Genomic DNA, 22,920 nt, shown 5'->3' with positions numbered 1-22,920 from the left:
CCTCAGGACACCGGCGGCCCCTCCCCGCGCGGGAGGGGCCGCCGGTGTTCGAGCATCTCGTTGCGCATCAGCAGGTCCACGGCGAGCCGGGCGAGCTCGGCGGTGGCGGGGGAGAGCCGGCTGTGCTGCCGCCGGACGAGCGCGAACGTGTTGTGCAGCGGCGGGTCGAAGGTCGTGGTGTGCAGGCGCAGCCCTTCGGTGCGCAGCAGCCGCTCGGCCACCGCGCGGGAGAGGAACGTGTCACCGAGCCCGCGCGCGACCAGGTGCAGCGCTGCCTGGGCCTGCTCGACCTCGATGAACGGCTCCAGCCGCACCCCGGCCACCTGCGCCCGCTCGGCCAGCTGCAGCCGGTCCGGGTCCGCCCAGCCCACGTGCGCGTCGTAGAGGACGAGCCGCCGCGCGGCCATCGTCGCGATGTCCACCGGCGCCGCCACGTGCGCCGGGTCCGTCGACACGTAGAGCACCTCGTCCCGCGCCAGCGGCGTGACCTCCAGCCCGGCCGGGGTGACCGGCAGGACCACGATGCCCGCTTCCAGGTCCCCGGCCGCGACCGCTTCCGCGACGCGCGCGGCGTTGACCCCGACCAGCCGGACGCGCACGTCCGGGTGCGCGGTGGCGAAGCGCTCGCCGAGCTCGGCCAGCAGGTAGAAGTCGGCGTTGCGGAACAGGCCGAACGAGGCCACCCCGCCGGTCAGCCCGCGCACCGCCTTCACCGTGTCCTCGGCGTTCTGCGCCGCGGACACGGTCTGCTGCGCGTGCGGCAGCAACTGCGCGCCCGCGGGGGTGAGCGTCAGCTTGCGCCCGCCGCGGTGGAACAGCTGCAGCCCGCACTCCTCCTCCAGGCGGCGCACCAGTTCCGAGACCGCCGCCTGCGTGTAGCCGAGCGCGTTTCCGGCGGCGGTGAACGAACCGAGTTCGGCGGCCGCCACCAGCGCGCGCAACTGCGTCAGAGTCACAAGGAAATGCTATAGGTCTCCCAACGGAAGACAAGGTGGTCCTGTGGCCGGAGCCGAACTAGCTTTCCGGGCATGTACTTCACCGAAGCCACCCAGCGCCGCTTCGCCGGCCGGTTCACCGTCGTCAAGGAGCCCGCGTCCGGGGGCGCCCCCGCCCAGCGCGACCCGGGCGTCATCGACACCGTGACGCGCATGCTCGAGAAGATCCGCGCCGAGGGACTGGGCGCCGTCACCCGCTACGCCGCCGAACTCGACGGCTACGACGGACGTCCCCTGGAGATCTCGCGCGAGGAGATGCGCCGCAGCGGCGACGCCCTCCCGGACGACCTGCGCGCGGCCATCGAACTCGGCGCCGCCCGCACCGCCGCGTTCGCCAAGGCGTCCCGGGACACGCTCAAGGACCTCGAGGTCGAACTCGAACCGGGCCTGGTCGCCGGATACCGCTACGTCCCGGTGCAGCGCGTCGGCGCCTACCTCCCGGCGGGCCGGTTCCCGCTGACCGCCAGCGCGTTCATGACCGTCAACGTCGCCAAGGCCGCCGGCGTCCCGTCGGTCGTCGCGTGCACTCCGCCGCAGCCGCACGGCGGCCCGAACCCCGCCGTGCTCTACGCCGCGTACGTGTCCGGAGCGGACCGTGTTTTCCTGCTCGGCGGGGTGCAGGCGCTCGCCGCGATGGCCTACGGCCTGGTCGGCGACGCGCCGGTGGACATGCTCGTCGGCGCGGGCAACGCGTTCGTGGCCGAGGCCAAGCGCCAGCTGTTCGGCACCGTGGCGATCGACCTGCTCGCTGGACCGTCCGAAGTGGCCGTGATCGCCGACGAGACCGCCGACCCGGAACTGGTCGCCGCCGACCTGCTCGGCCAGGCCGAGCACGGCCCGGACTCGCCCGCCGCGCTCATCACGACCAGCGCCGGGCTGGCGGCCCAGGTGGCCGCGGAGGTCGACCGGCAGCTCGCGACGCTGTCCACCGCGCCGATCGCCGGCCCCGCGTGGCGCGACCACGGCTCAATCACGGTGGCGGCCGATCGGGAGACCGCGGCGGCGCTGATGGACGACCTCGCGCCGGAGCACCTGGAGATCCAGACCGCCGACGACGACTGGTACCACACCCACCTGACCGCCTACGGGTCGCTGTTCCTCGGACCGTGGAGCACCGTCGCCTACTCCGACAAGGGCATGGCCGGGACCAACCACGTGCTGCCCACCGCGGGCGGCGCGCGGCACGGCGCCGGGCTGTCGGTGTCCCGGTTCCTGCGGCCGCTGACCTACCAGCGGGTCGCGCGCGAAGCCACGCCCGCCCTCGCCGGCGCCGTCGAGGTCATCTCCGCCTCGGAGGGCATGGCGGCCCACCGCGCCACGGCCACCCTGCGCACGCAGCGGCTGGCGCTGCAGGAGGTCTGATGGGACGGCCGCTCACCCTCGCGCTCGCTCAGGTCCCCGCCCGCCGCGACCTCGACGGGTTCGCCGGGCACGCCACCGCCACGCTGCGCCGGTTCCCGGGAACCCGGCTGCTGGCCTACCCGGAGCTGCACGTGACCGGCGAGTCCGAAGTGGACACAGTGGACGCTGCCGAGCCGCTCACGGACGGGCCGCGGCACCGGTGTTTCGCCGAACTCGCCGGGGACCTGGGCGTGTGGCTGTGCCCGGGCAGCGTCGCCGAACTCGGCGACGACGGCCACGTCTACGACACGGCCGTGGTGTATTCGCCCGAGGGTGAGCCGGCCGCCGCCTACCGGAAGGTCTTCCCGTGGCGCCCGCACGAGCCGTTCCGGCCGGGCCGGGAGTTCGTGGTCTTCCCGATCCCCGGAGTCGGCCGCGTCGGGCTGTCCGTGTGTTACGACGCCTGGTTCCCGGAGGTCACCCGGCACCTGGCGTGGCTGGGCGCCGAGCTGGTGCTCAACGTGGTCCGCACCGACACCGCCGACCGCGCACAGGAGGTCGTGCTCGCCCGCGCCAACGCGACCGTCAACCAGCTGTTCGTCGCCAGCGTCAACGCGGCCGGCCCGACCGGAGCGGGGCACTCGGTGCTGGCCGGGCCCGAGGGGCAGGTCCTCGCCGAGCTGCCCGGCTCCGGCGAGGGCGTGCTCACGGCGGTGATCGACCTGGACACCGTGACGGCCGTGCGCCGGCACGGCAGCTTCGGCGTCACCCGGGTGTGGGACCAGCTGCGGGAGGACGACGAGCCGATCCCGATGCCGCTCTACGCCGGCGCGCTCACCCCGTCGGCCTGGGCCGCGGCCGAACGACGGCGCACCGCACCGGCGTGAGGCTCACCGCGGCGCGTGCGTGCCCCGCGGCACCAGCTCCGTGGCGAACATGACGCGGCGCGGTGCGTCTTCGGCGCCACCGGAAAGGCGCTCGACCAGCAGGTCCGCCGCGGCCTGGGCCATCCCGTGCAGGTCGTGGCGGACCGTGGTGAGGTCGAAGGTCTCCCAGGACGCCATCGGCAGGTCGTCGAACCCGATGAGCGTCAGGTCGCCGGGCACGTCGATGCCCAGCCGGCGCGCCGCGTTCATCGCGCCGATCGCGATCACGTCGTTGCCGCAGAACACCGCCGTGGGGCGGGGGTCGGAGGCCATCAGGTCGAGCAGGCCCTGGTAGCCGGTGCCGTAGTCGAACGGCCCCCGCCGCACGCGGTGCCGCGGCAGGCCGACCCCGGCCTCGGACAGGCCCACCCGGAACCCGAGCTCGCGGTCGCGCCCGGTGGTGGTCTCCGCCGGACCGCCGATCAGGGCGACGTCGGTGTGCCCGAGGCGCACCAGCTCCTCGGCGACGAGCCGGCCGCCGGCCTCGTTGTCCACCACGGCGGCGTCGGCCTTGTCGTTGCCGGTCTCGCGGTTGAGGAAGACGAACGGCAGGCCGCGGCGGTGCAGCTCGGCGGGCAGGGCGGACCCGATCAGCGCGGTGGTGAGCACGACGCCGTCGATCGAGCGGTCGAGCAGCCGCTCGGTCTCCAGCGCCGTCTCGCTGCGCTCGGTGAACAGCATCATCCGGTACCCGTGCCGCTCGAGCGCGTCGTGCAGGGGGCCGATCAGGTGCGGGTAGAACGGGTTGGTCAGGTCGGTGACGACCACCCCGACGCGGCGGGTCGAGCGCGTGGACAGGCTCCGGCCCGCTTCGCTGGGCACGTACCCGAGCGCCTCGGCCGCCTCCCGCACCCGCGCCCGCGTGGCCTCGGAAACCCGGTGGTCCCCGCGCAGCGCCCGGGAGACGGTCGGCTGCGAGACCCCGGCGAGCCTAGCCACGTCATGGCTCGTGATCGACATCGGCGCCCCTTCCGGCAGATCGTCCGTGCATACGCATCCTAGCCGAACTCGGCAGAGCTTGGGCTTGACACACGGGTGTTCGTGATGGTGTTCTGCATACGTATTCAAGACGAGTTCGACAACGAGCTGCGGAGGGTGTCATGGTCAACGGCGAGGGGTGGGTCCCAGCGGAGGAGCTGCGGCGCCGGACGATCCGGCGGACCGATTTCGTGTCCTGCAACCAGGCGTTCATCGACTGCCGGACGCCGGGTTCGGACCGCAAGGAGAACTACTCGATGATCGGCCCGGGGGTGACGCAGAACCCGGACCAGGTGGTGAACCTGCGTGAGCCCCACGGGTTCAACATCGGCGCGGCGGCGATGCCGCACGGCATCACCAACAACCTGCACCTGCACTTCACCGCCGAGGTGTTCCTGTGCTTCCGCGGCGAATTCCTGCTCCGCTGGGGCGCCGACGGCGACGAGGGCGAACTGGTGCTGCGCGAGGGCGACATCGCCTCGATCCCGACGTGGATCTTCCGCGGGTTCACCAACATCGGCCCCGACGACGGCTGGTTGTTCACCGTCCTCGGCCACGACGACACCGGCGGCATCATCTGGGGCCCGTCGGTGCTGCGCGAGGCCGAACGCCACGGCCTGTACCTGAGCGCGGACAACCAGCTCATCGACACCGTCGCCGGGGACGAGGTGCCCGACCCGGCCGAGCTGGTCCGGCCGATGGCCGCCGAGGACATCGCCGCCCTGCCCTCCTACGACGTGGCGAAGCTGCGCCGCCGGGTGGCGACCACGGACGACCTCCAGTGGTCCAGCCGGGCCCTGCTGGGCAGCGTCCTGCCGGGCGGGCGCGCCGAGCTGGCCACGGTGATCGGCTTCGGCATGACCGAGGACCGCGACCAGGAACCGCGGATCTACCAGCCGCACGGGCACAACGTGGCGTGGCTGCGCGCCGAGCCGGGCGAGGGCCTGCTGCCGCACCGCCACGACGAGACCCAGGTGCTGATGGTGAAGGACGGCGAGTGGGAGGTCACGCTCAACCGGCACGACGAGGTGAGCGTGCGGCTGGGGCCGTGGGACATGGTGTCCGTGCCGCGCGGCGCGTGGCGCAGCGTCCGCAACGTCTCCGACGACACGGCCACCCTGCTCGTCGTCAACAGCGGGGACGGCCGGGTGCGCCTGGAGTGGGACGAGGAGGTCGTCAAGGCGGCCGCCGACGCCGGGGTTGGCGTGGACCACAACGGTTACCTCGCGCCCTACCACCTGCTGCCGAAGCCGGCCGGGCGATGACCGAGCCGCCGGTGGTGCTGGTCCCCGGGATGCTGTGCGACGCGGACCTGTGGGCCGGCGTCGAGCTGCCCGGTCCGGTGGTGCACGCGGAGATCACCGCGCCGACCATCGGCGGCATGGCCGAGCAGATCCTGGCCGCGGTCGACGGCCCGTTCGTGCTCGCCGGGCTGAGTCTCGGCGCGATCGCGGGTTTCGAGGCCGCCCGGCGGGCGCCCGGGCGGCTGGCCGGGTTCTGCGCGATCTCGACCAACGCCGGTGCGCCGCGACCGGAACAGCTCGCCGCCTGGACCGAACTGGACCGCCTCACCGCGGACGGCGGGTTCGACGACGCCGTCGCGCGGATCCTGCCGACCATGTTCGCCGACCCGGATCCCGCGCTGCGGCAACGGTTCCGGGACATGGCCGGGCGCGTCGGGCCGGGCACGTTCCGCGCCCAGCTCGCCGCCCAGGCCACCCGGCGCGACGCCTCCGCCGCGATCGCCGGGCTGTCCTGCCCGGTCCTGGTGCTGTGCGGCGAGCGCGACGCGCTGTGCCCGCCGGCCTTCCACCACGCCATCGCCGCCCACGCGGCCGAAGCCACCCTCCGGGTGCTCCCGGAGGCCGGTCACCTGCTGACCCTCGAGGAACCCGCCGCCGCGGCCACGGTGCTGCGCGACTGGCTCCCGTCAACCCGATGAAGGAGTTCCCATGCCCAAGGTCCTGAAGTCCGCCGTCCCCGTCGAGCAGGTCGCCGCCCAGCGCAGCGACGTCGCCGAGCGGGTGCGCGCGATCATCGCCGACATCCGGGAGCGCGGTGACGCCGCGGTCGCCGAGTACTCGGCGAAGTTCGACTCGTGGTCACCGGAGTCGTTCCGCTTGTCGCCCGAGCAGATCGAGGAGATCGTCGCCCGGGTGCCGGAGCAGGTGCTGGCCGACATCCGGTTCGTGCAGGACCAGGTGCGCACCTTCGCCCAGCACCAGCGCGACTCGCTGCGCGAGTTCGAGGTGGAGACCCTGCCCGGCGTCCACTTGGGACAGAAGCACGTGCCGGTGGCCGCCGCGGGCGCCTACGTCCCCGGCGGGCGGTACCCGCTCACCGCGTCGGCGCACATGACGATCGTGACCGCGAAGGTCGCCGGGGTGCCCCGGGTGGCCGCGTGCACGCCGCCGATCCGCGGCGAGGTGCCCGAGGCCACCGTCGCCGCCATGCATCTGGCCGGCGCCGACGAGATCTACCTCCTCGGCGGTGTGCAGGCGGTGGCCGCCCTCGCCGTCGGCACGGAGACCATCGGGCGTGTCGACCTGATCGCCGGCCCGGGCAACGCCTACGTCGCCGAGGCCAAGCGGCAGCTGTTCGGCGAGGTCGGCATCGACCTGTTCGCCGGGCCGACCGAGGTGCTGATCGTCGCCGACCACACCGCCGACCCGTTCGTCGTCGCGGTGGACCTGTTGTCCCAGGCCGAGCACGGCCCGGACTCGCCGGCGGTGCTGATCACCACTTCGGAGGACCTCGCGCGGGAGGTGCTCGGCCACGTCGAGGCGCTGCTGCCCGGCATGCCGACCCGCGACTTCGCCGAGCCGGCGTGGCGCGACCACGGTGAGATCCACGTGGTGGACAGCCTCGACGAGGGGTTCGCCCTGGCGGACACCTTCGCCTCCGAGCACGTCCAGGTGCTCACCGAGCAGCCGCGGCAGGCGCTGGAGAAGATGCGGGACTACGGCGCGCTGTTCCTCGGCCCCGGGACGTGCGTGTCCTTCGGCGACAAGGTGATCGGCACCAACCACGTCCTGCCCACGCGTGGCGCGGCCCGCTACACCGGCGGGCTGTGGGTCGGCAAGTACCTCAAGACCGTGACCTACCAGGAGGTCACCAGCAGCGAGTCGAGCGTGCGGCTGGGCGAGGTTTGCGGGCGCGCGGCCCGGGTGGAGCTGTTCGAGGGGCACGCCCGGTCCGGCGACGTGCGGGCGGTCGAGTTCCGGCGCGAGGAGCTGCCGTGGAACCCGGCGTGAGGGGGCGCACCGCGCTGGTCACCGGCGGCGGCAACGGACTGGGCCGCGCAATCGCCGTGGCGTTGTCGCGTGAGGGTGCGCGGGTCGTGGTGACCGGGCGGCGAAAGTCTGTTTTGGACGAAACGGTCGCGGCACTGCCGGGGCCCGGCCGGGCCGCCGTGTGCGACGTGGCCGATCCGTCGTCGGTCGCGGCGCTGGCCGCCGAACTGGCCGACGAGGAGATCTCGGTGCTGGTCAACAACGCCGGGGTCGCGGGGCCGGTCAAGCCGCTGACCGAAGTCGAGCCGGAGGAGTGGGACGAGGTGTTCGCGGTCAACGTCCGCGGCGTGTACCTGGTGTGCCGGGCGTTCCTGCCGCCGATGGTGGAGCGCGGGGCGGGGGACGTCGTCAACATCGCGTCGGTGAGCGGGAAACGGCCGTTGCTGCGGCGCACGCCGTACTGCGCGTCGAAGATGGCGGTCATCGGGTTGACCGCCACGCTCGCCGGGGAGGTCGGGCCGTACGGGGTGGCGGTGAACTCGCTGTCGCCCGGGCCGGTGGAGGGGCCGCGGATGGCGCGCAACTTCCGGCTGGAGGCCGAGCGCACCGGGGTGAGCTACGACGAGGCCGAGCGGGCGTTCGTCGGACGGGCGGCGCTGGGGCGGATGGTGACGGAGTCCGAGGTGGCGGCCGCGGTGCTGGCGATGCTGCGGATGCCGGGGCTGTGCGCCGCCGATATCGACTTGTCGGCGGGAATGGTGGCGCGGTGAGCGTGGTGGATCGGCCGCTGTGGGCGGGAGTGTGCGTCGCGCTCGATCTGGCGGCGGCGGAGGTGGTGGCGCGGTGAAAACCCTGAAACAACGGCTGTCGGCGGGGGAGCGGCTGCTCGGCGGCCTGCTGCGGCTGCCGTCGGAGACGCTGGTCGAGATGGCCGGGGTCGCCGGGCTCGACTTCGTGGTGCTCGACTGCGAGCACGGGCCCGCCGATCTGGTGCCGCTGCAGCAGCACGTGGTGGCCGCGCAGGCGCACGGGCTCGGGGTGCTGGTCCGCGTCGGCGCGGCCGAGCCCGCGCTCGTGCTGCGGGTGCTGGACCTGGGCGCGGACGGGATCATCGTGCCGCACGTGGACACCGCGGAGCAGGCCCGCGCGGTCGTCGCGGCCGCGCACTACCCCCCACTGGGCGAACGGGGTTTCGCGACGTACAGCAGGGCCGGACGGTTCGGTGCCCGCAGCGTCGCCGAACACTTGGCACGCTCGGCGGAGACGACGCTGGTCGTGCCGATGATCGAGACGCCCGTCGCGTGCGCGGCCGCGGGGGAGATCCTGTCCGTGCCGGGGGTCGACGCGGTTCTGGTCGGCCCGGCGGACCTGTCCGTCGCGATGGGACTGACCACCGGAGCCGCCGACCCCCGCGTGGCGCAGGCGATGTCGGAGGTCGCGGCCGCGGCCGAGCGAGCGGCCAAGCCGATGGTGAGCATCGTGGGCAGCGCGGAGCAGGCCACGGCGGCCCCACCGGGCGCGGTGATCTACAACCTGGCGCACGTGCTGCTCCACACGCTGCGCGACCTCGCGGCGGCGCGTCGAGCCAAGTGACCGGGTGATGCCAGGGGCGTTCCGCCGGGGCCGGGCCGATGACCGATCCGGCGCCGGCCTTGGTCACGGGCGCCTGCCGGCCCGCGTCAGGCCACGGCGGCCTCGATGACGTGGCGCCGTGGGGTCGCCCGGGTGATCGCGACGCACTCGAAGCCGGCACCGGCGAGCAGGGCCCGCCACTCGGGTTCGGTGCGTTCCCGGCCGCCCGCGAAGACGAGCATCATCAGGTCGAGGAACTTCCCGGCCGGGTCTTCGTTGGGCGGTCCCAGAACGGCGTCGACGACGAGCAGGCGCGCCTCCGGGTGCATCGCGGCGCGTACGCACCGCAGAATCCGCCCGGCGTCGTCGTCCGGCCAGTCGTGGAGGATGTGGGCGAGCAGGTAGGCGTCGGCCCCCTCAGGCACGGAGTCGAAGAAGTCCCCGGGTACGACCCGCACCCGGTCGGCGACACCGCAGGCCCGGAGGAGGGCGTCCGCCCCGGCGGTGACCTGCGGCTGGTCGAGCAGGATGCCGCGCACCGACGGGTTGGTGGTCAGCACGTCCGCGAGCAGGGCGCCGCTGCCGCCGCCGACGTCGGCGACGACCCGGTAGCGGCTGAAGTCGTGGACCTCCAGGATGCCGCCGTGGTCGCCGCGGGACACGGTTCGCATCGCCGCGTCGAAGATCTCTTGGTCGCGAGGGTGCTGGCGGAAGTAGTCCCACATGCCGGTGCCGAGGGCGTGGACCGTCGCGACCTCGCCCGTGCGGACACTGTGCGACAGCTCGCCCCACACGCGCCACTGGTAGTCCGAGCCGAGCATCCGGGCGAGGGGATCGACCGAGAGCGGGTGATCGCGGCGGAGGTACTCGCCCATCGCGGTCAGCCCGAAGCGCTGACCGGCGTCTTCGTGGAAGATCCCGAGAGAGGCGAGCGCCCGGAGCAGGCGGTACAGCGACGGAGCGTGCGTCCGGGTGGTCGCGGCGAGCTCCCCGGTGCTTCGCGGGCCGTCCCGCAGCAGATCCGCGACCCCGAGTTCGGCGGCGACGCTCAGCGCCCGCGCGAGCTGGTGCGCCCGCGCGATCCGGATCAGTTCGACGAACTCGTCAGGCGGGTCAGCGGCCATGCTCCCTCCCGGGGTGGTGGTGAGTCAGTCGCGGCGCTGTTCGCCGGTGTTACCGCGGGGCGCCGAGCCGGGGAGGTGCGGCGGGGAACGCGAACGGCTACCGGTGGTCGTCGTGAGCCAGTCGCTCGATCGCGGTGCTCGCGCGGACCGCGGAGCGGAACGCGGCCACCGTGTCCCGGTGGTCGCGTCGCCGGGAGGCGATCGCCACGGTGGCGCGCGGCCCGTCCAGGGGGAGGTAGCGGACGCCGGGGTGCGGGAAGAAACGTGCCGCGGGCTCGCCGTGCACGCCGAGGCGGCCGGTGGTCGCCACCGCGGCCGGGATGCCGGCCGGTGAGCGCACCCCGGCGGGGTCACCGGGAACCGGCGCGCCGCCCCAGTCGGCCAGCCCCGGCTCGCCGACCAGGGTGATCCACGGCCGGCCCGCCACATCGGCGCCGGTGAGGTGGTCGGCGTCGGCCAGGTCCGACTCCGCGGGCACGACCGCGCAGCGCCCGGTGGCCATGACGGTCTCCACGACCAGGTCCTCGGCCCCGCCGATGTCGTGCACGATGGCCACGTCCACCTCGCCGGTGCGGACCGCGTCGTACTGGCTCGGCCAGTCCAGTTCGACGTAGGTGAGCCGCAGGCCGGGGCGGCACCGCGCGAGGAGCGACCGGGTCGCGGGCCATCGGTCGGCGAGCCCGAAGCCCAGCACACCTATCCGCAGGACCGGCTCGCCGGGGTCGCCCTCGGCCGCCACCATCAGGGCGTCCAGCTGCGCCAGCACCCGGCGGGCGCGGGGCAGGAACCGTTCACCGGCCTCGGTGAGGGCGACGCGGCGGCTGGTGCGCTCGAACAGCCGCGTGCCGAGTTCGCGTTCCAGCTCGGCGATCCGGCGGCCGAACGGCTGGGCCGCGATGTAGTGCGCACGGGCGGCGCGGCCGAAGTGCAGTTCCTCGGCCAAGGTGAGCGCGTAGCGCAGCGACCGGACGTCCATGTCCACCACCTCTTCCGCGGGCCGGCCGATTCTACGCGCGCGCGGCGCCCGGATCACAACCGTTCCGGCTCATGATCCCGGCCCCGGTTCCGGGCGATGCTGCTCGCAAGCTACGACGCCACGGAGGTCGACGATGGGCCCGCACCGCACCCTGGTCCGCAATGGACACGTCCTGACGATGGACCCCGCGCTCGGGGACCTGCCAGCCGGGGACGTGCTGATCGAGGACGGGGTCATCGCCGCCGTGGCCCCGTCGCTCCCGGTGACCGACGCCGAGATCCTCGACGCGACCGGGCACCTCGTGCTCCCCGGGCTGATCGACACGCACCGGCACACCTGGCAGTCCCTGGTGCGCGGCATCTGCGGCGACTGGACCCTCGCCGACTACTACTTCGGCATCCGCCTCGGCGTCTCGCCCGCCTACACCCCCGAGGACGTCCGGCTCGGCAACTTCTTCGGCGCGGTCGACGCGCTCAACTCGGGAGTGACCACGATCCTCGACTTCTCCCACTGCAACAACACCCCCGACCACGCCGACGCCGCGGTGCACGGCCTGCGGGAGGCCGGCATCCGCGCCGCGTTCTGCTACGGATTCTTCGAAAGCTCCCCGGAACGGTCCCGGTTCGGCGACCACGCCGCCCGCGTCGCGGACTTCCACCGCATCGCCGACACCCACTTCGCCTCCGACGGCCTGCTCACGCTCGGGGTGTCGCTGTCGGAACTGTTCGGCCTGCCCTGGGAAGACACCGTCGCCGAGCTCGCCGCCGCCCGCGAACGGCAGGCGTTGCTCGTCAACCACGCGGGCTGTGTCTTCGGCAGCGTCCTGTGCGCGGGGATCACCGAGATGGACGCGCTCGGCCTGCTCGGACCGGACATGGTCCACGTGCACTGCACCGCCTTCGGCGACGCCGAATGGGACGCCCTGGCCCGCAGCGGCGGCAAGGTGTCCATCTCCGTGGAGACCGAGATGAACATGGGGTTCGGCCGCCCGGTCTTCGAACGGTGTCGCCGGCACGGGATCGCGCCGACCCTGTCGGCCGACGTCGTCTCCCTCAACAGCGGCGACCTGTGGCACGAGCTGCGGTTCGGGCTCGCGTGCGCCCGCGCCGACGCCGTGGACCCGGTGAACCTCGCCGGAGCGATGCCCGACGCCGTCCCGATCACCGCGCGCGAGGCGTTGAACTGGAGCACCGTCAACGCCGCCGACGCGCTCGGCCTCGGCGACCGGATCGGCTCGCTGACCCCCGGCAAGCGCGCCGACCTGCTGCTCGTCGGCGGCCCCGCGATCGAGCAGCACCCGAGGGTCGACCCGTACGCGACGCTGGTCTTCCAGACCACGGCGGCCGACGTCCGGACCGTGCTCGTCGACGGCCGCGTCGTCAAGCGCGACGGCGTGCTGACCTCGGCCGACCTGCCCGTCCTCACCGCCGAGGCCGATGCCGCCACCGACCGCATCCTCGGCCGGATCAAGGACGCGGGCCGCGCGCTGCCTGGAACACCGCCGGGGGCGTGGGCCGCGGTCGAGCCGTCGGCGCGGCAGTACTACGAGCAGGCCGTGCTCGCGGCGAAGAACGGGGCACGCCGGTGAAGTGGGTGACCTACGAGTCGGAGGCCGGCCGGCGCACCGGGATCCTCGACGGCGACAACGTGCGGGGGCTGCGGCCCGGTGTCAGCCTGGTGTCGCTGCTCGAGGCGGGCGCCCTGGCCGAAGCGGGGGACAGCGCCCGCCGCACGCCGCACGAGGTCCGGCCGCTGGCGGAGGTCCGACTGCTCGCGCCGCTCCCGCGGCCGCCCTCGGTCCGGGACGGGTTGTGCTTCCTCGACCACCTGCGCGGCTGCTACCGCGCGCTCGGGCGCAGCGAGCAGCTGCACCCCGCCTGGTGCGAGGTCCCGGCGTTCTACTTCACCAACGCCGCGGCCGTCGTCGGTCCCCACGACGACGTTCCGGTGGCGCCGGGCAGCCGCATGTTCGACCTCGAACTGGAGGTGGCGGCGGTGATCGGGCGCGGTGGCCGCGACCTGCCGCCCGCCACGGCCGAACGGCACATCGTCGGCTACACCCTGCTCAACGACTGGACCGCGCGCGACCACCAGCTCCGCGACCTGGCCCTGGGACTCGGGATGGGCAAGAGCAAGGACAGCGCGCTCACGCTCGGACCGGCCCTGGTCACCGCCGACGAGCTCGACGAGCACCGCGAGGACGGCCGGCTCGCGCTCGAGCTGTCCGCCACGGTCAACGGCGAGGAGCTCACCCGCGGCACGCTCGACCGGATGGACTGGACCTTCGCCGACCTCGTCGCCTACGTCTCGCGGGGTGCGGACCTGGTGCCGGGGGACGTGATCGGGTCCGGCACCGTCCCCGGCGGGTGCCTGCTCGAACACGTCGGCACCGGCGACCTGGCCGGGTTCGGGCGGTGGCTGCGGCCCGGCGACGTCGTCGAACTGCGTGGCCAGGGACTGGGGGAGACCAGGCAGACAGTCGTGCCCGGCGCCGAGGTCGCCCCGCTGACCGGAATTGCGAACCGCGAGGAGCGCCGATGCGTGAACTGATCGACATTTCGGTGCCGCTGCGGGCCGGGATCGCGTCCGACCCGCCGGGACTGCGGCCGGAGATCGACTACTACGACCACGCGCGGACCGCGGGAGACCTGCTGGCCTTCTTCCCCGGTGCGACGGTCGAGGACCTGCCGGACGGTGAAGGCTGGGCGCACGAATGGGTCCGGCTCACCACCCACAACGGTACGCACCTCGACGCCCCCTACCACTATTCGGCCACAATGGACGGTGGGGCGCGGGCGATCACCATCGACGAGGTGCCCCTGGAGTGGTGCCTGCAGCCGGCGGTGAAGCTGGACTTCCGGCACTTCCCCGACGGCTACGTGGCGACCGCCGCCGACGTTGAGACCGAGCTGACGCGGATCGGGCACGAGCTGTCGCCGCTGGAGATCGTCGTGGTCAACACCGCCGCCGGCGCGCGATACGGTCGGGACGACTACGTGTCCTCCGGTTGCGGCATGGGCCGGGAGGCGACGCGGTACCTGCTCGACCGCGGCGTGCGGCTCACCGGCACCGACGCCTGGAGCTGGGACGCCCCGTTCGTCCACACCGCCGCCCGGTACGCGGCCGAGTGCGACCCCGCGGTGATCTGGGAAGGCCACCGCGTCGGCCGCGAGATCGGCTACTGCCACCTGGAGAAGCTGCACAACCTGGAACGCCTGCCCGCGTCCGGCTTCCAGATCGCCTGCTTCCCGGTGAAGGTGCACGCCGCGTCCGCGGGCTGGACGCGTGCCGTCGCGATCCTCGAACAGTGACCGCCCTCACCGCCGGGCGGCACGCCGACGTGCTGCTGATCGAGGCCGGGCAGGGGACGGCTCGACGCCGGGTCCGTCCTGCTCGTCGGTCTCGGTGAGCCTTAACGAGGGCGAGCCCTACGGCTACACGCCGCGGGGCGGCACCGGTTCGGGCGTGCGGACGCTCGAGCTGGCGGAGGCGAGGTCATGACGTCCCCGCGCCCGGTGGTCACGAGCGCGGCGCGGATGAACCCGTTCGTGGCGGACATCGCCGATGGGGACGCGGGGATCACCGTGTCGGTCTTGTGCTGCGCCGCAGTGCTTCCGGGGTGCTGATCACGCCGGTGTGCGCGTCGCGGACCTTCGTCAGCGCCGCGGTCATGATCCGCTTCTCCTCGTCGGTCAGGTACTGGCTGAAGTGCTCTTCGATGCCGCGCAGGTACTGGGGCGCGGTGCGGCGGAAGGCGCTCGCGCCCTCGTCGGTCATCGCCGCCCACACCACCCGGCGGTCCTCCTCGTCGCGGATCTTGGTCACCAGCCCGGCGGCGACCATCTCGTCGACCAGCCGGCTCACCCGGGTCCGGCTGAGCACGACCCGGTCGGCCAGATCATTCATCCGCAGCCGCCGCTGCGGGCCGGCGTTCAGCTCCAGCAGCACGTCGTACCAGGTGAGGGGGATGGTGCCGGCCCTGGTCAGGTCCGAGTCGATGGCCCGCAGCGCCGCGTCGTGCGCCAGCAGCATCGCGCGCCAGGCCGCCAGGCCGGTGTCGTCAGCAGTGTCCACGACGAACAGCATAACTACTTGTGTGCGTGCGCACGCATCTATAGTGTGGGTGTCCGGGAAACCCAGGAAAGGGGAAGACATGACGGGATCAGTGACGCCCACCCGGCGGCTCGGCGACGTGGAGCTGCCGGCCGCCGGCACCTGGCGAATCGACCCGGGGCACGCCGAGGTCGGCTTCGTCGGCAGGCACTTCATGCTCACCAAGGTCCGCGGCCGGTTCACCGCCGTGGACGGCGTGGTGGAGGTGGCGGAAAACCCCGCGGACAGCAAGGTCTCGGTGACCATCGAGATGGCGTCGGTGCACAGCGGCGACCAGGCCCGCGACGACCACCTGCGCTCGGCCGACTTCTTCGACGCGGAGAGCAATCCCACCGCCACCTTCACCTCCACCGAGGTGCGGTGGGAGGGCAACGGTGGCTCGATGACGGGGGATCTGACGATCAAGGGCGTGACCAGGCCGGTCACCCTGACGGTCGACTACCTCGGTTACGCGCAGGACCCGTGGGACAACCACCGCGCGGTGTTCTCGGCCCGCGGCCGGATCAACCGCGAGGACTGGGGGCTGACCTGGAACATGCCGCTGGCCAAGGGCGGTCTGCTGGTGTCGAAGGAGATCGACCTGGAGCTCGAGGTCGAGCTGATCCACGCCGGCTGACCACGGCCCGGCGGGGGCGGCGCGGCCCCCGCCGGGCGACCCGCCAGCTTCCGGCCATCCGGGACGACGCGAGCGGTGAGAATCCCTGGCGTGGACGGCGTGGCAGATCTCGGCGCACTCGTGCGGTCCTACCCGGCTGCGGCAGGCGGCCGTGTGCCTGGTCGCCACCGCCGGCCGAGAACTCGATGACCGCGCCGGTGTGGGTGGGGAGCGCGTGTTTCGGGCTCAGCGTGCTGCTGCTGCCCTACGGGCTGCGGCGGCTGGTGCAGGGCCTGAGGCACCGCGGCGAACGCATCAACCTGCACACCGGCGGGTTCGTGCACCACCGCAACGCCGGGGCGCGCACGGAGTTCCGGTGGAGCGACATCGCGGTGGTCGACGCGCGCGGGATCTGGCAGCCCGGCAAGCTCGGCCACCGCATCGGCATCGACTGGCGCTGCGTCGTCAAGCGCGCCGACGGGCGGAAGGTGGTGGTGAACTCCTTCTACCCCGGCGCGCGGGACTTCGCCGACCACATCGCCCAGGCCGCCGCACCCCGGCCGCAGTGACCGGGCCGGCTGGTCGCCCGGCGGGGCTCCGGGGATTGAGCGACCCGGTAGCGAGCAGGCCTGCGCAGCGGCGCTAGGCGCGTTGTGCTCGGGCCGGACGGCTGACCGTCCACCCGGGCCCCTCAGGGCAAGCCGGTGCGGGGGCGGGTCCGGTTCGGCGGTGCCTCATCACATCCACGGCACCGGCGTCCGGCTCCTCAGCGCAGGCCGGCGAGCGCGCCGGGTCGGTACCGCCGCGCCCGCCCGCAGTGCCCCTCAGTACACCTCGGTCAGCAGGTCGAGCACCTTCGCCTCCGTGGGGGTGCGCGGGTTGTTCCGCGTCACCGGGTCCTGCACCGCCGCGCGGGCCAGCTCCGGCAGCATCTCCCGCGCCACGCCGAGGTGCCGCAGCGGCTTCCGGATCTCCAGCGGGCCCGACAGCTCCCGCACCGCGGCGATCATCGCCGCGGTCCCGTCGCCTTCGGCACCGAGGGCGCGCGCGGCCTGCGAGTGCGCCTCGGCCGCGGCGGGGGCGTTGAACGCGATCACCTCCTCCAGCACCGCGGCCAGCGCGATCCCGTGCGGCGTGCCGGTGTGCGCGGTGATCGCGTGCCCGATCCCGTGCACCAGCCCCAGCCCGGAAATCGTCAGCGCCTGCCCGGCCAGATGCGCGCCGAACATGAGCTGCGCCCTGGCCTCCAGGCGCCGCCGTCCCGGTGCGCCACCGGTAGCCAGCGCCCGATCAGCGTCACCGCCTGCTGGGCGAACGCGACCGACATCGGGTTCGCCCCGCGCGAGGCCAGCGACTCGATCCCGTGCACGAGCGCGTCGACGCCGGTCGCCGCGGTGACCCGGGACGGCAGCCCGAGCGTCAGCTCCGGGTCCAGTACCGCGATCCGCGGCCGCACCGACGGGTGTCCGATGTAGACCTTCCGCTTCGCGCAGGTGTCCTCGATGACCCCGAACCCGTTGGTCTCCGCGCCGGTGCCCGACGTGGTCGGCACCGCGATCACCGGCAGCCCGTCCGCACCGTCCCACAGCGAATCCGCGTCGGCCGCGGCGGCGTCCGGGTTCCCGGCCAGCAGCGCGATGCCCTTGGCCGCGTCCAGCGGCGAACCGCCGCCGAGCGCGATCACCACCGCCCGGCCGAACGCCCGGGCACGCGCGGCACCGCGGTCGATCTCCGCCGCCGAGGGGTTGGCGCTGATGTCATCGTGGATCTCGTGCTCGATACCCGCGGCGTGCAGGAGCTTGCCGACCCGTGGCGCGATCCCCGCCGCCTGCAGCCCCCGGTCCGTGACCACGAACGCGCGCTGGTGCCCCAGCTCGGTCACGAACCGGGGGAGGTCCGCCACCGCACCCGCGCCGAACTCGACGCGGCAGGTGGGTTCGATCGTCACGCGCCCGGCGGTCACAGCGCGGCCGCCGGGGTCAGGCGGAACGGACGGCCGGCCAGCCCTTCGTACAACCGCACCGGGCTCATCTCCCCGGCCAGGTCGCCGAACTGCGCCTTGGCCCGCCGGTAGATCTGCTCGACCAGCGCGGACACCTCCGTCGACACGCCCAGCTCGCGCCCGAGGTCGACGGCCAGGCCGAGATCCTTGCACGCCAGCGCCATCGCGAACGAGTCGTCGTAGTCGCCGTCGGCGAGCACCGACTCGATGTCGCGCTCCAGGAAGTTCGACGCGGCGGGGCTGGCCAGCAGCGACGCGCGCAGCACCCCGAGGTCCACCCCGGCCTTCACACCCATCGCCAGCACCTCCGAGGTCGCCACCACGTGGCAGAACCACAGCAGGTTGATCATCAACTTGGCCGTGTACCCGGATCCGGCGCCGCCGATGTGCAGGATCCGCCCGGGATCGCCCATCGCGGTGAACAGCGGCATCGCGCGCTGGAACTGGGTGGCGTCCCCGCCGACGAAGATCTGCAGGGCGCCCGCTTCCGCGCCGCGCGCCATCCCGCTCACCGGCGCGTCCAGGCGGTGCACGCCGCGGGCGTCGAGGACCTCCTGGGCGACCCGTTCGGCGGCCGCCGGGGTGGAGGTGGACATGTCGACCCACAGCGCGCCCGGCTCGAGCTCCGCGGCCGCGCCGCCCCGCAGCAGCACGTCCTCGACGACGCGCGGGGTGGGCAGCATGGTGATCAGGACTTCGGCCGCCGCCGCGCACTCGGCGGGGCTGCCGGCCCAGGTCGCGCCGAGGGCCAGGTGCTCGGCCGCCGCCTCCGGACGGGCGTCGTGCACGGTGAGCTGGTGACCGGCGTGGATCAGGTGGCGGGCCATGTGCCTGCCCATGTTGCCCAGTCCGATGAATCCGACTCGCATGGTTGTTCTCGCAATCCGAAGCTGGTTCGAAGAGCCGACCGTCAGGACAGGTCGACCCAGGTGGTCTTGAGCGCGGTGTAGGCGTCCAGCGCGTGCAGGGACTTGTCCCGGCCCGCCCCGGTCGCTTTGAACCCGCCGAACGGGGTGATCACGTCGCTGGCGTCGAAGGTGTTGATCCAGACGGTGCCGGCCCGCAGTATCCGCGCCACGCGGTGCGCGGTCGTCACGTCCCGCGTCCACACCGACGCGACCAGGCCGAAGTCGGAGTCGTTCGCCAGCCGCGCGCCGTCTTCGGCGTCCCCGTCGAAGGTGATCACCGACAGCACCGGGCCGAAGATCTCCTCGCGGGCCACGGTCATGTCGTTGGACACACCGTCCACAATGGTCGGCTCCAGGAAGGTCCCGCCCGTTTCGGCGAGGATCCGCTGCCCGCCGAGCACCGTCTCGGCCCCCTCGGCCCGCGCGGTGTCCAGGTAGCCGAGGACGCGCCGCAGCTGCGTCTCGTCCACGATCGGGCCCATCACGGTGGCCGGGTCCAGCGGATCGCCCACCCGGAAGGTCTCCCGCGTGATCTTGACGATCTCGTCGAGCAACCGGTCCTTCACCGCGCGGTGCACGATGAGCCGGGACCCGGCGTTGCAGGTCTGGCCCGCGTTGTAGAAGATGCCCCACGCGACCGCGGACGCGGCCGCCGGGATGTCGGCGTCCGGCAGCACCAGCTGCGGCGACTTGCCGCCCGCCTCGACGGCGACCTGCTTGCCGTTGGACTCCCCGGAATACACCTGGAAGCGCCGCGCGACCTCGGCCGAGCCGGTGAACGCGATCTTGTCCACGCCCGGGTGCCTGCCCAGCGCCTGCCCGGCGACCTCACCCCGGCCGGGCACCACGTTGAGCACCCCGGCGGGCAGCCCGGCCTCGTGCGCGAGCCGCGCCAGCAGCAGCGCGGCCAGGGACGTCTGCTCGGCCGGTTTGAGCACCACCGAATTCCCGGTCGCCAGCGCCGGCCCGAGTTTCCAGGACGCGATCAGCAGGGCGTAGTTCCACGGCACGACCGCGCCGATCACCCCGAGCGGCTCGCGCGTGATGAACGCCAGCGCGTCCCCGGGCGCGGGCGCGACCTCGCCGTAGGTCTTGTCGATCGTCTCGGCGTACCAGGCGATGGTCTCCGCCGTCTTGCCCACGTCCACGCGCAGCGCCTCGGTCACCGGTTTGCCCATCTCGAGCGTGTCGAGCAGGGCGAGTTCTTCGGCGTGCGCGGTGATCGATTCCGCCCACCGCAGCATGATCCGCTTGCGCTCCTTGGGCGGCAGGCCGCGCCACCGGGCGTCGTCGAACGCGGCCCGCGCCGCGCGCACCGCACGGTCGACGTCCTCCGCGCCGCCGGCCTGGACCTCGGTGAGGACCCTGCCGTCGCGCGGGGAGGTCGAGGTGAACACCTCGCCGGAGAGCGCGTCGGTGAAGGCGCCGTCGATGAACGGCCGGGTCTCGAAGGTGATCCGCTCGGCGGCGGCCAGCCACCCCGCGTGGTCCCGCTGCGCGGTCATCGGATCCTCCACCGCCGCACGGCGTCCTCGTCGAGTTCGACGCCGAGGCCCGGCGCCTGTGGGACTTCCAGCTCACCGGCGGCGTTGATCATCACCGGTGCGGTGAGCATGAAGTCGCGCCGCTCCGGCGTCCAGCCCGGCGGGTCGAACGGGAACTCGAAGTACGGCCCGCCCCCGACCCCGGCGGCGACGTGCAGGTTCGCCAGCACGCCGATGCCGTTGGTCCAGCTGTGCGGCGTGAACTGCCGGTGCTTGAGCTGCGCCAGCTCGGCGAGGGTGCGGGCGCGGTGCATGCCCACCGCCAGCACGACGTCCATCTGGTAGACGTCCAGCACGTCGTGTTCCAGGTACCGCAGCAGCTCCGGCACCGAGTGGTGCATCTCGCCCGCGGCGATCCGCACGCCCGGGTTGTCCGCCCGCAGCACCCGGAAGCCGTCCAGATCGGCGTACGGCAACGGTTCCTCGACCCAGAACACGTCCAGCTCGGCCAGCCTGCGCACGATCCGGCGCGTCTTCACCAGGTCCGAGGCGTCCGCGGTGTCGCCGGCCATCCGCCAGGACTGGTTGAGGTCGACCATGATCTCGAAGTCCGGGCCGAGCGCGGTGCGCACCGCCTCCACCGCGGCGATGCCGTCGGCCACCCGGTCGCGGTCGATGCGGATCTTGATCGCCCGGAACCCGGCCGCGCGCGCCTTCAGGGCGGTTTCCACTCGCTCCTCCGGCGACTTGAGCTCGGCGCTGGAGGCGTAGGCGGGCAGGGACCGGGCCGCGTTGCCGAACAGCGCGGCGACCGGCAGGCCGGCGGTCTTGCCGATGATGTCCCAGAGCGCGACCTCCAGCGGCCAGTAGTGGCCGCCGTGGAAGTTGGCGGTTTCGATCGCCTTCACGTGCCGCACGATGTCCAGCGGGTCGGTGCCCAGGAACAGGTCCCGGAACGCCTCGAACCCGTCCATGGTGTCGCCGGAGCCGATGCCGGTGATCCCCTCGTCGGTGTGGACGCGGACGATCGTGGCGTCGAAGTGCCGCCGCGGCTCGGGATCCCACGCCGCGCGCAGCGGCGGGTCCAGCTCGAGCCGCAGCCGGTCGAGCGTGATGTCGGTGATCTTCATCGGGCGGTCTCCCGGGCGGGCGCGGACTCGGCGAGCAGGGCGGCATCGGGCTGGTAGAACGGGTTGGCCGCGCCGGCCCGCGCCGCCTCCCGCACCTCGGCCGGAGTCGGCGTGCCGGCCACGGCCGCGCGGATCGCGCCGAACGCGGCCGCCCGCTGGTTGCGGAAGGACTCGTCGAGGTCGGCCACGCCGGGGTTGACCCAGATCGCGGCGATGATCAGCAGGTCGTCCGCCTCGGCGGCCGGGATCAGCCCGTGCTCGACCGCGTCGGCGACGCCCTGCGCCAGCCCGGCCTGAGCCGAGCCCCAGGTGGCCCGCTCGTGCAGATCGCCGGAGGCGGCCGCCTTGGTGACGAACAACGTCAGCGGCTTGACCGGCACCCCGGGCCGCAGCACGGCCACGAACGGCACGTGCCCGGCACTCGGGGTGGCCAGCGCGGTCGCCCAGGCGGTCTCCACGGGCCCGCCCTTGCGCCCCACCACGATGTTGGTGTGCGCGGCGTCGACGCCCGTGCCGACGAACGACTCGCCGACCAGCGCTGCAGGCGCGAAAGTCATGGGAACTCCAGAAGTGGCGGATGGTGTTACGCAGCCGAACGGTAAGGAGCCGGGGCGGCGGGCGGCAAGGAGTTCCGGATGATCGCAACGTCGGTTGCGCTGGCGGCAACTCCGGGCGTGACCAGCGCCGTTTCCGCTGGTTTACGCTACCGCCGTGAGTTCGGAGGGCACCGGTGCGGGTGCGCGCAACCAGGGGCATGGCCTGCGCCGGGACATCGACCTGCTCGAGGCGCTGGCGTCGGAGGAGGCCCAGCACGCCGGCGGTCTCGGCGTGGTCCGCCTGGCGCAGCTGGTCGGCCGGGAGAAGAGCCAGGTGTCGCGCGCGCTGAAGGCGCTGGCCGGGGAAGGCATCGTCGAGCGCGACCCGGACACCCTGGAGTACCGGCTGGGCTGGCGGTTGTTCTCCCTGGTCGCGCGCACGGTCGAGGACCGGCTGCTGCGCGCCGCGGAACCGGTCATGCGCTCGCTGTCCGGTGAGCTGGAGGAGACCGTCCACCTGTGCGTGCTGCGCGACAACCAGGTGCTCACCCTGCTGTCGGTGTCCGGGCATTCCTTCCGCGTGCAGGGCTGGGAAGGCCGGGGCGTGCCCGCGCCCTGCACGTCCGCGGGCCGGGTCCTGTTGCAGGACGCCACACCTGACGACCTGTATGTCCGGTTCGGACTGCGCGCCGACCTCGGCGCGGACTGCCCGCGCTCGGAGGTGCGCACGCTGCCCGACCTGTGGTCGCGGATCCAGCGGAGCAAGCGAGACGGTTACGCCGCCGTCCGGGAAGAGTTCGAAGAGGACCTCGTCGGGGTTTCCGCGCCGGTGCGGGACTTCCGCGGGCGCGTGGTCGCCGCGCTGAACGTCTCCGCGCCCAAGGACCGGTTCGGCACGCGGCTGGACGAGGCCGGGCGGGTCACGGCGCGGGCGGCCGGGGCGGTGTCGGAACAGCTGGGCTGGCGGATGCGCGCCGTCCCGCCCGCGTCCCGGCGCTTCACCTGAG

General features: G+C 73.3%; 24 protein-coding genes. 13 read left to right on the top strand and 11 right to left on the bottom strand.

The features are described 5' to 3' along the window. Positions 1-2 precede the first annotated feature (2 nt). On the bottom strand, positions 3-956 hold the full coding sequence (locus IE290_RS10995) for a LysR family transcriptional regulator (RefSeq protein ID WP_191244444.1): 954 nt from the start codon (positions 954-956) through the stop codon (positions 3-5). A 72-nt stretch (positions 957-1,028) separates the two neighbouring features. On the opposite strand from IE290_RS10995, the gene hisD (IE290_RS10990) reads away from it, so the two are divergent. Together hisD (IE290_RS10990) and IE290_RS10985 are read left to right on the top strand one after the other, a co-directional pair. Further along, entirely contained in the window at positions 1,029-2,357 is a 1,329-nt protein-coding gene (hisD, locus tag IE290_RS10990) for a histidinol dehydrogenase (RefSeq protein WP_191244443.1), read from the top strand. After that, positions 2,357-3,223, top strand: coding sequence for a carbon-nitrogen hydrolase family protein (locus IE290_RS10985; RefSeq protein WP_191244442.1), 867 nt, complete (start codon positions 2,357-2,359; stop codon positions 3,221-3,223). Before hisD (IE290_RS10990) ends, IE290_RS10985 begins: the two co-directional genes overlap by 1 nt. 3 nt (positions 3,224-3,226) lie before the next feature. Here IE290_RS10985 and IE290_RS10980 read toward each other — a convergent pair whose 3' ends face one another. Beyond that, a complete protein-coding gene (locus IE290_RS10980; RefSeq protein ID WP_191244441.1) occupies positions 3,227-4,222 on the bottom strand; it encodes a LacI family DNA-binding transcriptional regulator in 996 nt (331 codons plus the stop codon). Positions 4,223-4,362: 140 nt separating this feature from the next. Here IE290_RS10980 and IE290_RS10975 point away from each other — a divergent pair, with 140 nt between their 5' ends. From IE290_RS10975 to IE290_RS10955, 5 genes are all read left to right on the top strand, one after another. Continuing rightward, a complete protein-coding gene (locus IE290_RS10975; RefSeq protein ID WP_191244440.1) occupies positions 4,363-5,505 on the top strand; it encodes a cupin domain-containing protein in 1,143 nt (380 codons plus the stop codon). Continuing rightward, positions 5,502-6,182, top strand: a complete 681-nt coding sequence (locus IE290_RS10970) for an alpha/beta fold hydrolase (RefSeq protein WP_191244439.1) — start codon at positions 5,502-5,504, stop codon at positions 6,180-6,182. The genes IE290_RS10975 and IE290_RS10970 overlap by 4 nt, the downstream gene beginning before the upstream one ends. 10 nt (positions 6,183-6,192) lie before the next feature. Then, positions 6,193-7,494: a histidinol dehydrogenase gene (gene hisD / locus IE290_RS10965; RefSeq protein ID WP_191244438.1), complete on the top strand. Its 1,302-nt coding sequence runs from the start codon at positions 6,193-6,195 to the stop codon at positions 7,492-7,494. Then, positions 7,479-8,243: an SDR family NAD(P)-dependent oxidoreductase gene (locus IE290_RS10960; protein ID WP_191244437.1), complete on the top strand. Its 765-nt coding sequence runs from the start codon at positions 7,479-7,481 to the stop codon at positions 8,241-8,243. Before hisD (IE290_RS10965) ends, IE290_RS10960 begins: the two co-directional genes overlap by 16 nt. Positions 8,244-8,316: 73 nt before the next feature. Further along, positions 8,317-9,066 (top strand): HpcH/HpaI aldolase family protein, encoded by a 750-nt coding sequence (locus IE290_RS10955; protein ID WP_191244436.1) that lies wholly within the window; start codon positions 8,317-8,319, stop codon positions 9,064-9,066. Between the two features lie 86 nt (positions 9,067-9,152). Here the strand turns inward: IE290_RS10955 and IE290_RS10950 are convergent, their stop codons facing one another. Beyond that, on the bottom strand, positions 9,153-10,169 hold the full coding sequence (locus IE290_RS10950; protein WP_191244435.1) for a methyltransferase: 1,017 nt from the start codon (positions 10,167-10,169) through the stop codon (positions 9,153-9,155). A 97-nt stretch (positions 10,170-10,266) separates the two neighbouring features. Next, a complete protein-coding gene (locus tag IE290_RS10945; RefSeq protein WP_191244434.1) occupies positions 10,267-11,145 on the bottom strand; it encodes a LysR family transcriptional regulator in 879 nt (292 codons plus the stop codon). A gap of 133 nt (positions 11,146-11,278) precedes the next feature. On the opposite strand from IE290_RS10945, the gene IE290_RS10940 reads away from it, so the two are divergent. The 3 genes from IE290_RS10940 to IE290_RS10930 are packed head-to-tail and all read left to right on the top strand — an operon-like array spanning position 11,279 to position 14,456. After that, positions 11,279-12,733 carry an amidohydrolase family protein gene (locus tag IE290_RS10940; RefSeq protein WP_191244433.1) on the top strand — a complete coding sequence of 485 codons (1,455 nt, stop codon included), beginning with the start codon at positions 11,279-11,281 and terminating at the stop codon, positions 12,731-12,733. A 5-nt stretch (positions 12,734-12,738) separates the two neighbouring features. Continuing rightward, positions 12,739-13,695 carry a fumarylacetoacetate hydrolase family protein gene (locus IE290_RS10935; protein ID WP_229874398.1) on the top strand — a complete coding sequence of 319 codons (957 nt, stop codon included), beginning with the start codon at positions 12,739-12,741 and terminating at the stop codon, positions 13,693-13,695. Next, the gene (locus IE290_RS10930) at positions 13,683-14,456 is read left to right on the top strand and encodes a cyclase family protein (RefSeq protein ID WP_191244431.1); all 774 of its coding nucleotides are present in this window, start codon (positions 13,683-13,685) and stop codon (positions 14,454-14,456) included. The genes IE290_RS10935 and IE290_RS10930 overlap by 13 nt, the downstream gene beginning before the upstream one ends. Positions 14,457-14,724: 268 nt before the next feature. Here IE290_RS10930 and IE290_RS10925 read toward each other — a convergent pair whose 3' ends face one another. Further along, on the bottom strand, positions 14,725-15,219 hold the full coding sequence (locus IE290_RS10925; protein WP_229874397.1) for a MarR family winged helix-turn-helix transcriptional regulator: 495 nt from the start codon (positions 15,217-15,219) through the stop codon (positions 14,725-14,727). A 79-nt stretch (positions 15,220-15,298) separates the two neighbouring features. Between IE290_RS10925 and IE290_RS10920 the strand changes: the two genes are divergently transcribed. Further along, a complete protein-coding gene (locus tag IE290_RS10920; RefSeq protein WP_191244429.1) occupies positions 15,299-15,874 on the top strand; it encodes a YceI family protein in 576 nt (191 codons plus the stop codon). Between the two features lie 185 nt (positions 15,875-16,059). After that, on the top strand, positions 16,060-16,422 hold the full coding sequence (locus tag IE290_RS10915) for a hypothetical protein (protein ID WP_191244428.1): 363 nt from the start codon (positions 16,060-16,062) through the stop codon (positions 16,420-16,422). Positions 16,423-16,677: 255 nt separating this feature from the next. Here IE290_RS10915 and IE290_RS38660 read toward each other — a convergent pair whose 3' ends face one another. The 6 genes from IE290_RS38660 to fae are packed head-to-tail and all read right to left on the bottom strand — an operon-like array spanning position 16,678 to position 21,934. After that, positions 16,678-17,082: a hypothetical protein gene (locus IE290_RS38660; RefSeq protein WP_444541889.1), complete on the bottom strand. Its 405-nt coding sequence runs from the start codon at positions 17,080-17,082 to the stop codon at positions 16,678-16,680. Then, the gene (locus IE290_RS38655) at positions 17,049-17,801 is read right to left on the bottom strand and encodes an iron-containing alcohol dehydrogenase (RefSeq protein WP_444541888.1); all 753 of its coding nucleotides are present in this window, start codon (positions 17,799-17,801) and stop codon (positions 17,049-17,051) included. Before IE290_RS38655 ends, IE290_RS38660 begins: the two co-directional genes overlap by 34 nt. A gap of 11 nt (positions 17,802-17,812) precedes the next feature. Further along, complete coding sequence (locus tag IE290_RS10905; protein ID WP_191244427.1) at positions 17,813-18,724, bottom strand: NAD(P)-dependent oxidoreductase; 912 nt, start codon at positions 18,722-18,724, stop codon at positions 17,813-17,815. A gap of 41 nt (positions 18,725-18,765) precedes the next feature. Then, entirely contained in the window at positions 18,766-20,268 is a 1,503-nt protein-coding gene (locus tag IE290_RS10900; RefSeq protein WP_191244426.1) for an aldehyde dehydrogenase family protein, read from the bottom strand. Further along, entirely contained in the window at positions 20,265-21,377 is a 1,113-nt protein-coding gene (locus IE290_RS10895; RefSeq protein WP_191244425.1) for a mandelate racemase/muconate lactonizing enzyme family protein, read from the bottom strand. The genes IE290_RS10900 and IE290_RS10895 overlap by 4 nt, the downstream gene beginning before the upstream one ends. Continuing rightward, positions 21,374-21,934: a formaldehyde-activating enzyme gene (fae, locus tag IE290_RS10890; RefSeq protein ID WP_191244424.1), complete on the bottom strand. Its 561-nt coding sequence runs from the start codon at positions 21,932-21,934 to the stop codon at positions 21,374-21,376. Before fae ends, IE290_RS10895 begins: the two co-directional genes overlap by 4 nt. Before the next feature lie 154 nt (positions 21,935-22,088). On the opposite strand from fae, the gene IE290_RS10885 reads away from it, so the two are divergent. After that, the gene (locus tag IE290_RS10885; RefSeq protein ID WP_191244423.1) at positions 22,089-22,919 is read left to right on the top strand and encodes an IclR family transcriptional regulator; all 831 of its coding nucleotides are present in this window, start codon (positions 22,089-22,091) and stop codon (positions 22,917-22,919) included. The last annotated feature ends 1 nt before the right edge of the window (position 22,920 follow it).

The organism is Amycolatopsis deserti (assembly GCF_014653945.1).
GTDB lineage: Bacteria > Actinomycetota > Actinomycetes > Mycobacteriales > Pseudonocardiaceae > Amycolatopsis_E > Amycolatopsis_E deserti.
Note: the sequence above shows the minus strand (reverse complement) of the source record. Positions and strands in the feature narration are given on the sequence as shown.

Excerpts from the sequence above, each read along its gene's own strand:
- IE290_RS10970 (WP_191244439.1), top strand. The coding sequence starts at position 5,502 with ATGACCGAGCCGCCGGTGGTGCTGGTCCCCGGGATGCTGTGCGACGCG.
- fae (WP_191244424.1), bottom strand. The coding sequence starts at position 21,934 with ATGACTTTCGCGCCTGCAGCGCTGGTCGGCGAGTCGTTCGTCGGCACG.
- IE290_RS10920 (WP_191244429.1), top strand. The coding sequence starts at position 15,299 with ATGACGGGATCAGTGACGCCCACCCGGCGGCTCGGCGACGTGGAGCTG.
- IE290_RS10915 (WP_191244428.1), top strand. The coding sequence starts at position 16,060 with ATGACCGCGCCGGTGTGGGTGGGGAGCGCGTGTTTCGGGCTCAGCGTG.
- IE290_RS38660 (WP_444541889.1), bottom strand. The coding sequence starts at position 17,082 with ATGTTCGGCGCGCATCTGGCCGGGCAGGCGCTGACGATTTCCGGGCTG.
- IE290_RS10985 (WP_191244442.1), top strand. The coding sequence starts at position 2,357 with ATGGGACGGCCGCTCACCCTCGCGCTCGCTCAGGTCCCCGCCCGCCGC.
- IE290_RS10980 (WP_191244441.1), bottom strand. The coding sequence starts at position 4,222 with ATGTCGATCACGAGCCATGACGTGGCTAGGCTCGCCGGGGTCTCGCAG.
- IE290_RS10975 (WP_191244440.1), top strand. The coding sequence starts at position 4,363 with ATGGTCAACGGCGAGGGGTGGGTCCCAGCGGAGGAGCTGCGGCGCCGG.
- hisD (WP_191244438.1), top strand. The coding sequence starts at position 6,193 with ATGCCCAAGGTCCTGAAGTCCGCCGTCCCCGTCGAGCAGGTCGCCGCC.
- IE290_RS10940 (WP_191244433.1), top strand. The coding sequence starts at position 11,279 with ATGGGCCCGCACCGCACCCTGGTCCGCAATGGACACGTCCTGACGATG.
- IE290_RS10905 (WP_191244427.1), bottom strand. The coding sequence starts at position 18,724 with ATGCGAGTCGGATTCATCGGACTGGGCAACATGGGCAGGCACATGGCC.
- IE290_RS10895 (WP_191244425.1), bottom strand. The coding sequence starts at position 21,377 with ATGAAGATCACCGACATCACGCTCGACCGGCTGCGGCTCGAGCTGGAC.
- hisD (WP_191244443.1), top strand. The coding sequence starts at position 1,029 with ATGTACTTCACCGAAGCCACCCAGCGCCGCTTCGCCGGCCGGTTCACC.
- IE290_RS10930 (WP_191244431.1), top strand. The coding sequence starts at position 13,683 with ATGCGTGAACTGATCGACATTTCGGTGCCGCTGCGGGCCGGGATCGCG.
- IE290_RS10950 (WP_191244435.1), bottom strand. The coding sequence starts at position 10,169 with ATGGCCGCTGACCCGCCTGACGAGTTCGTCGAACTGATCCGGATCGCG.
- IE290_RS10945 (WP_191244434.1), bottom strand. The coding sequence starts at position 11,145 with ATGGACGTCCGGTCGCTGCGCTACGCGCTCACCTTGGCCGAGGAACTG.
- IE290_RS10900 (WP_191244426.1), bottom strand. The coding sequence starts at position 20,268 with ATGACCGCGCAGCGGGACCACGCGGGGTGGCTGGCCGCCGCCGAGCGG.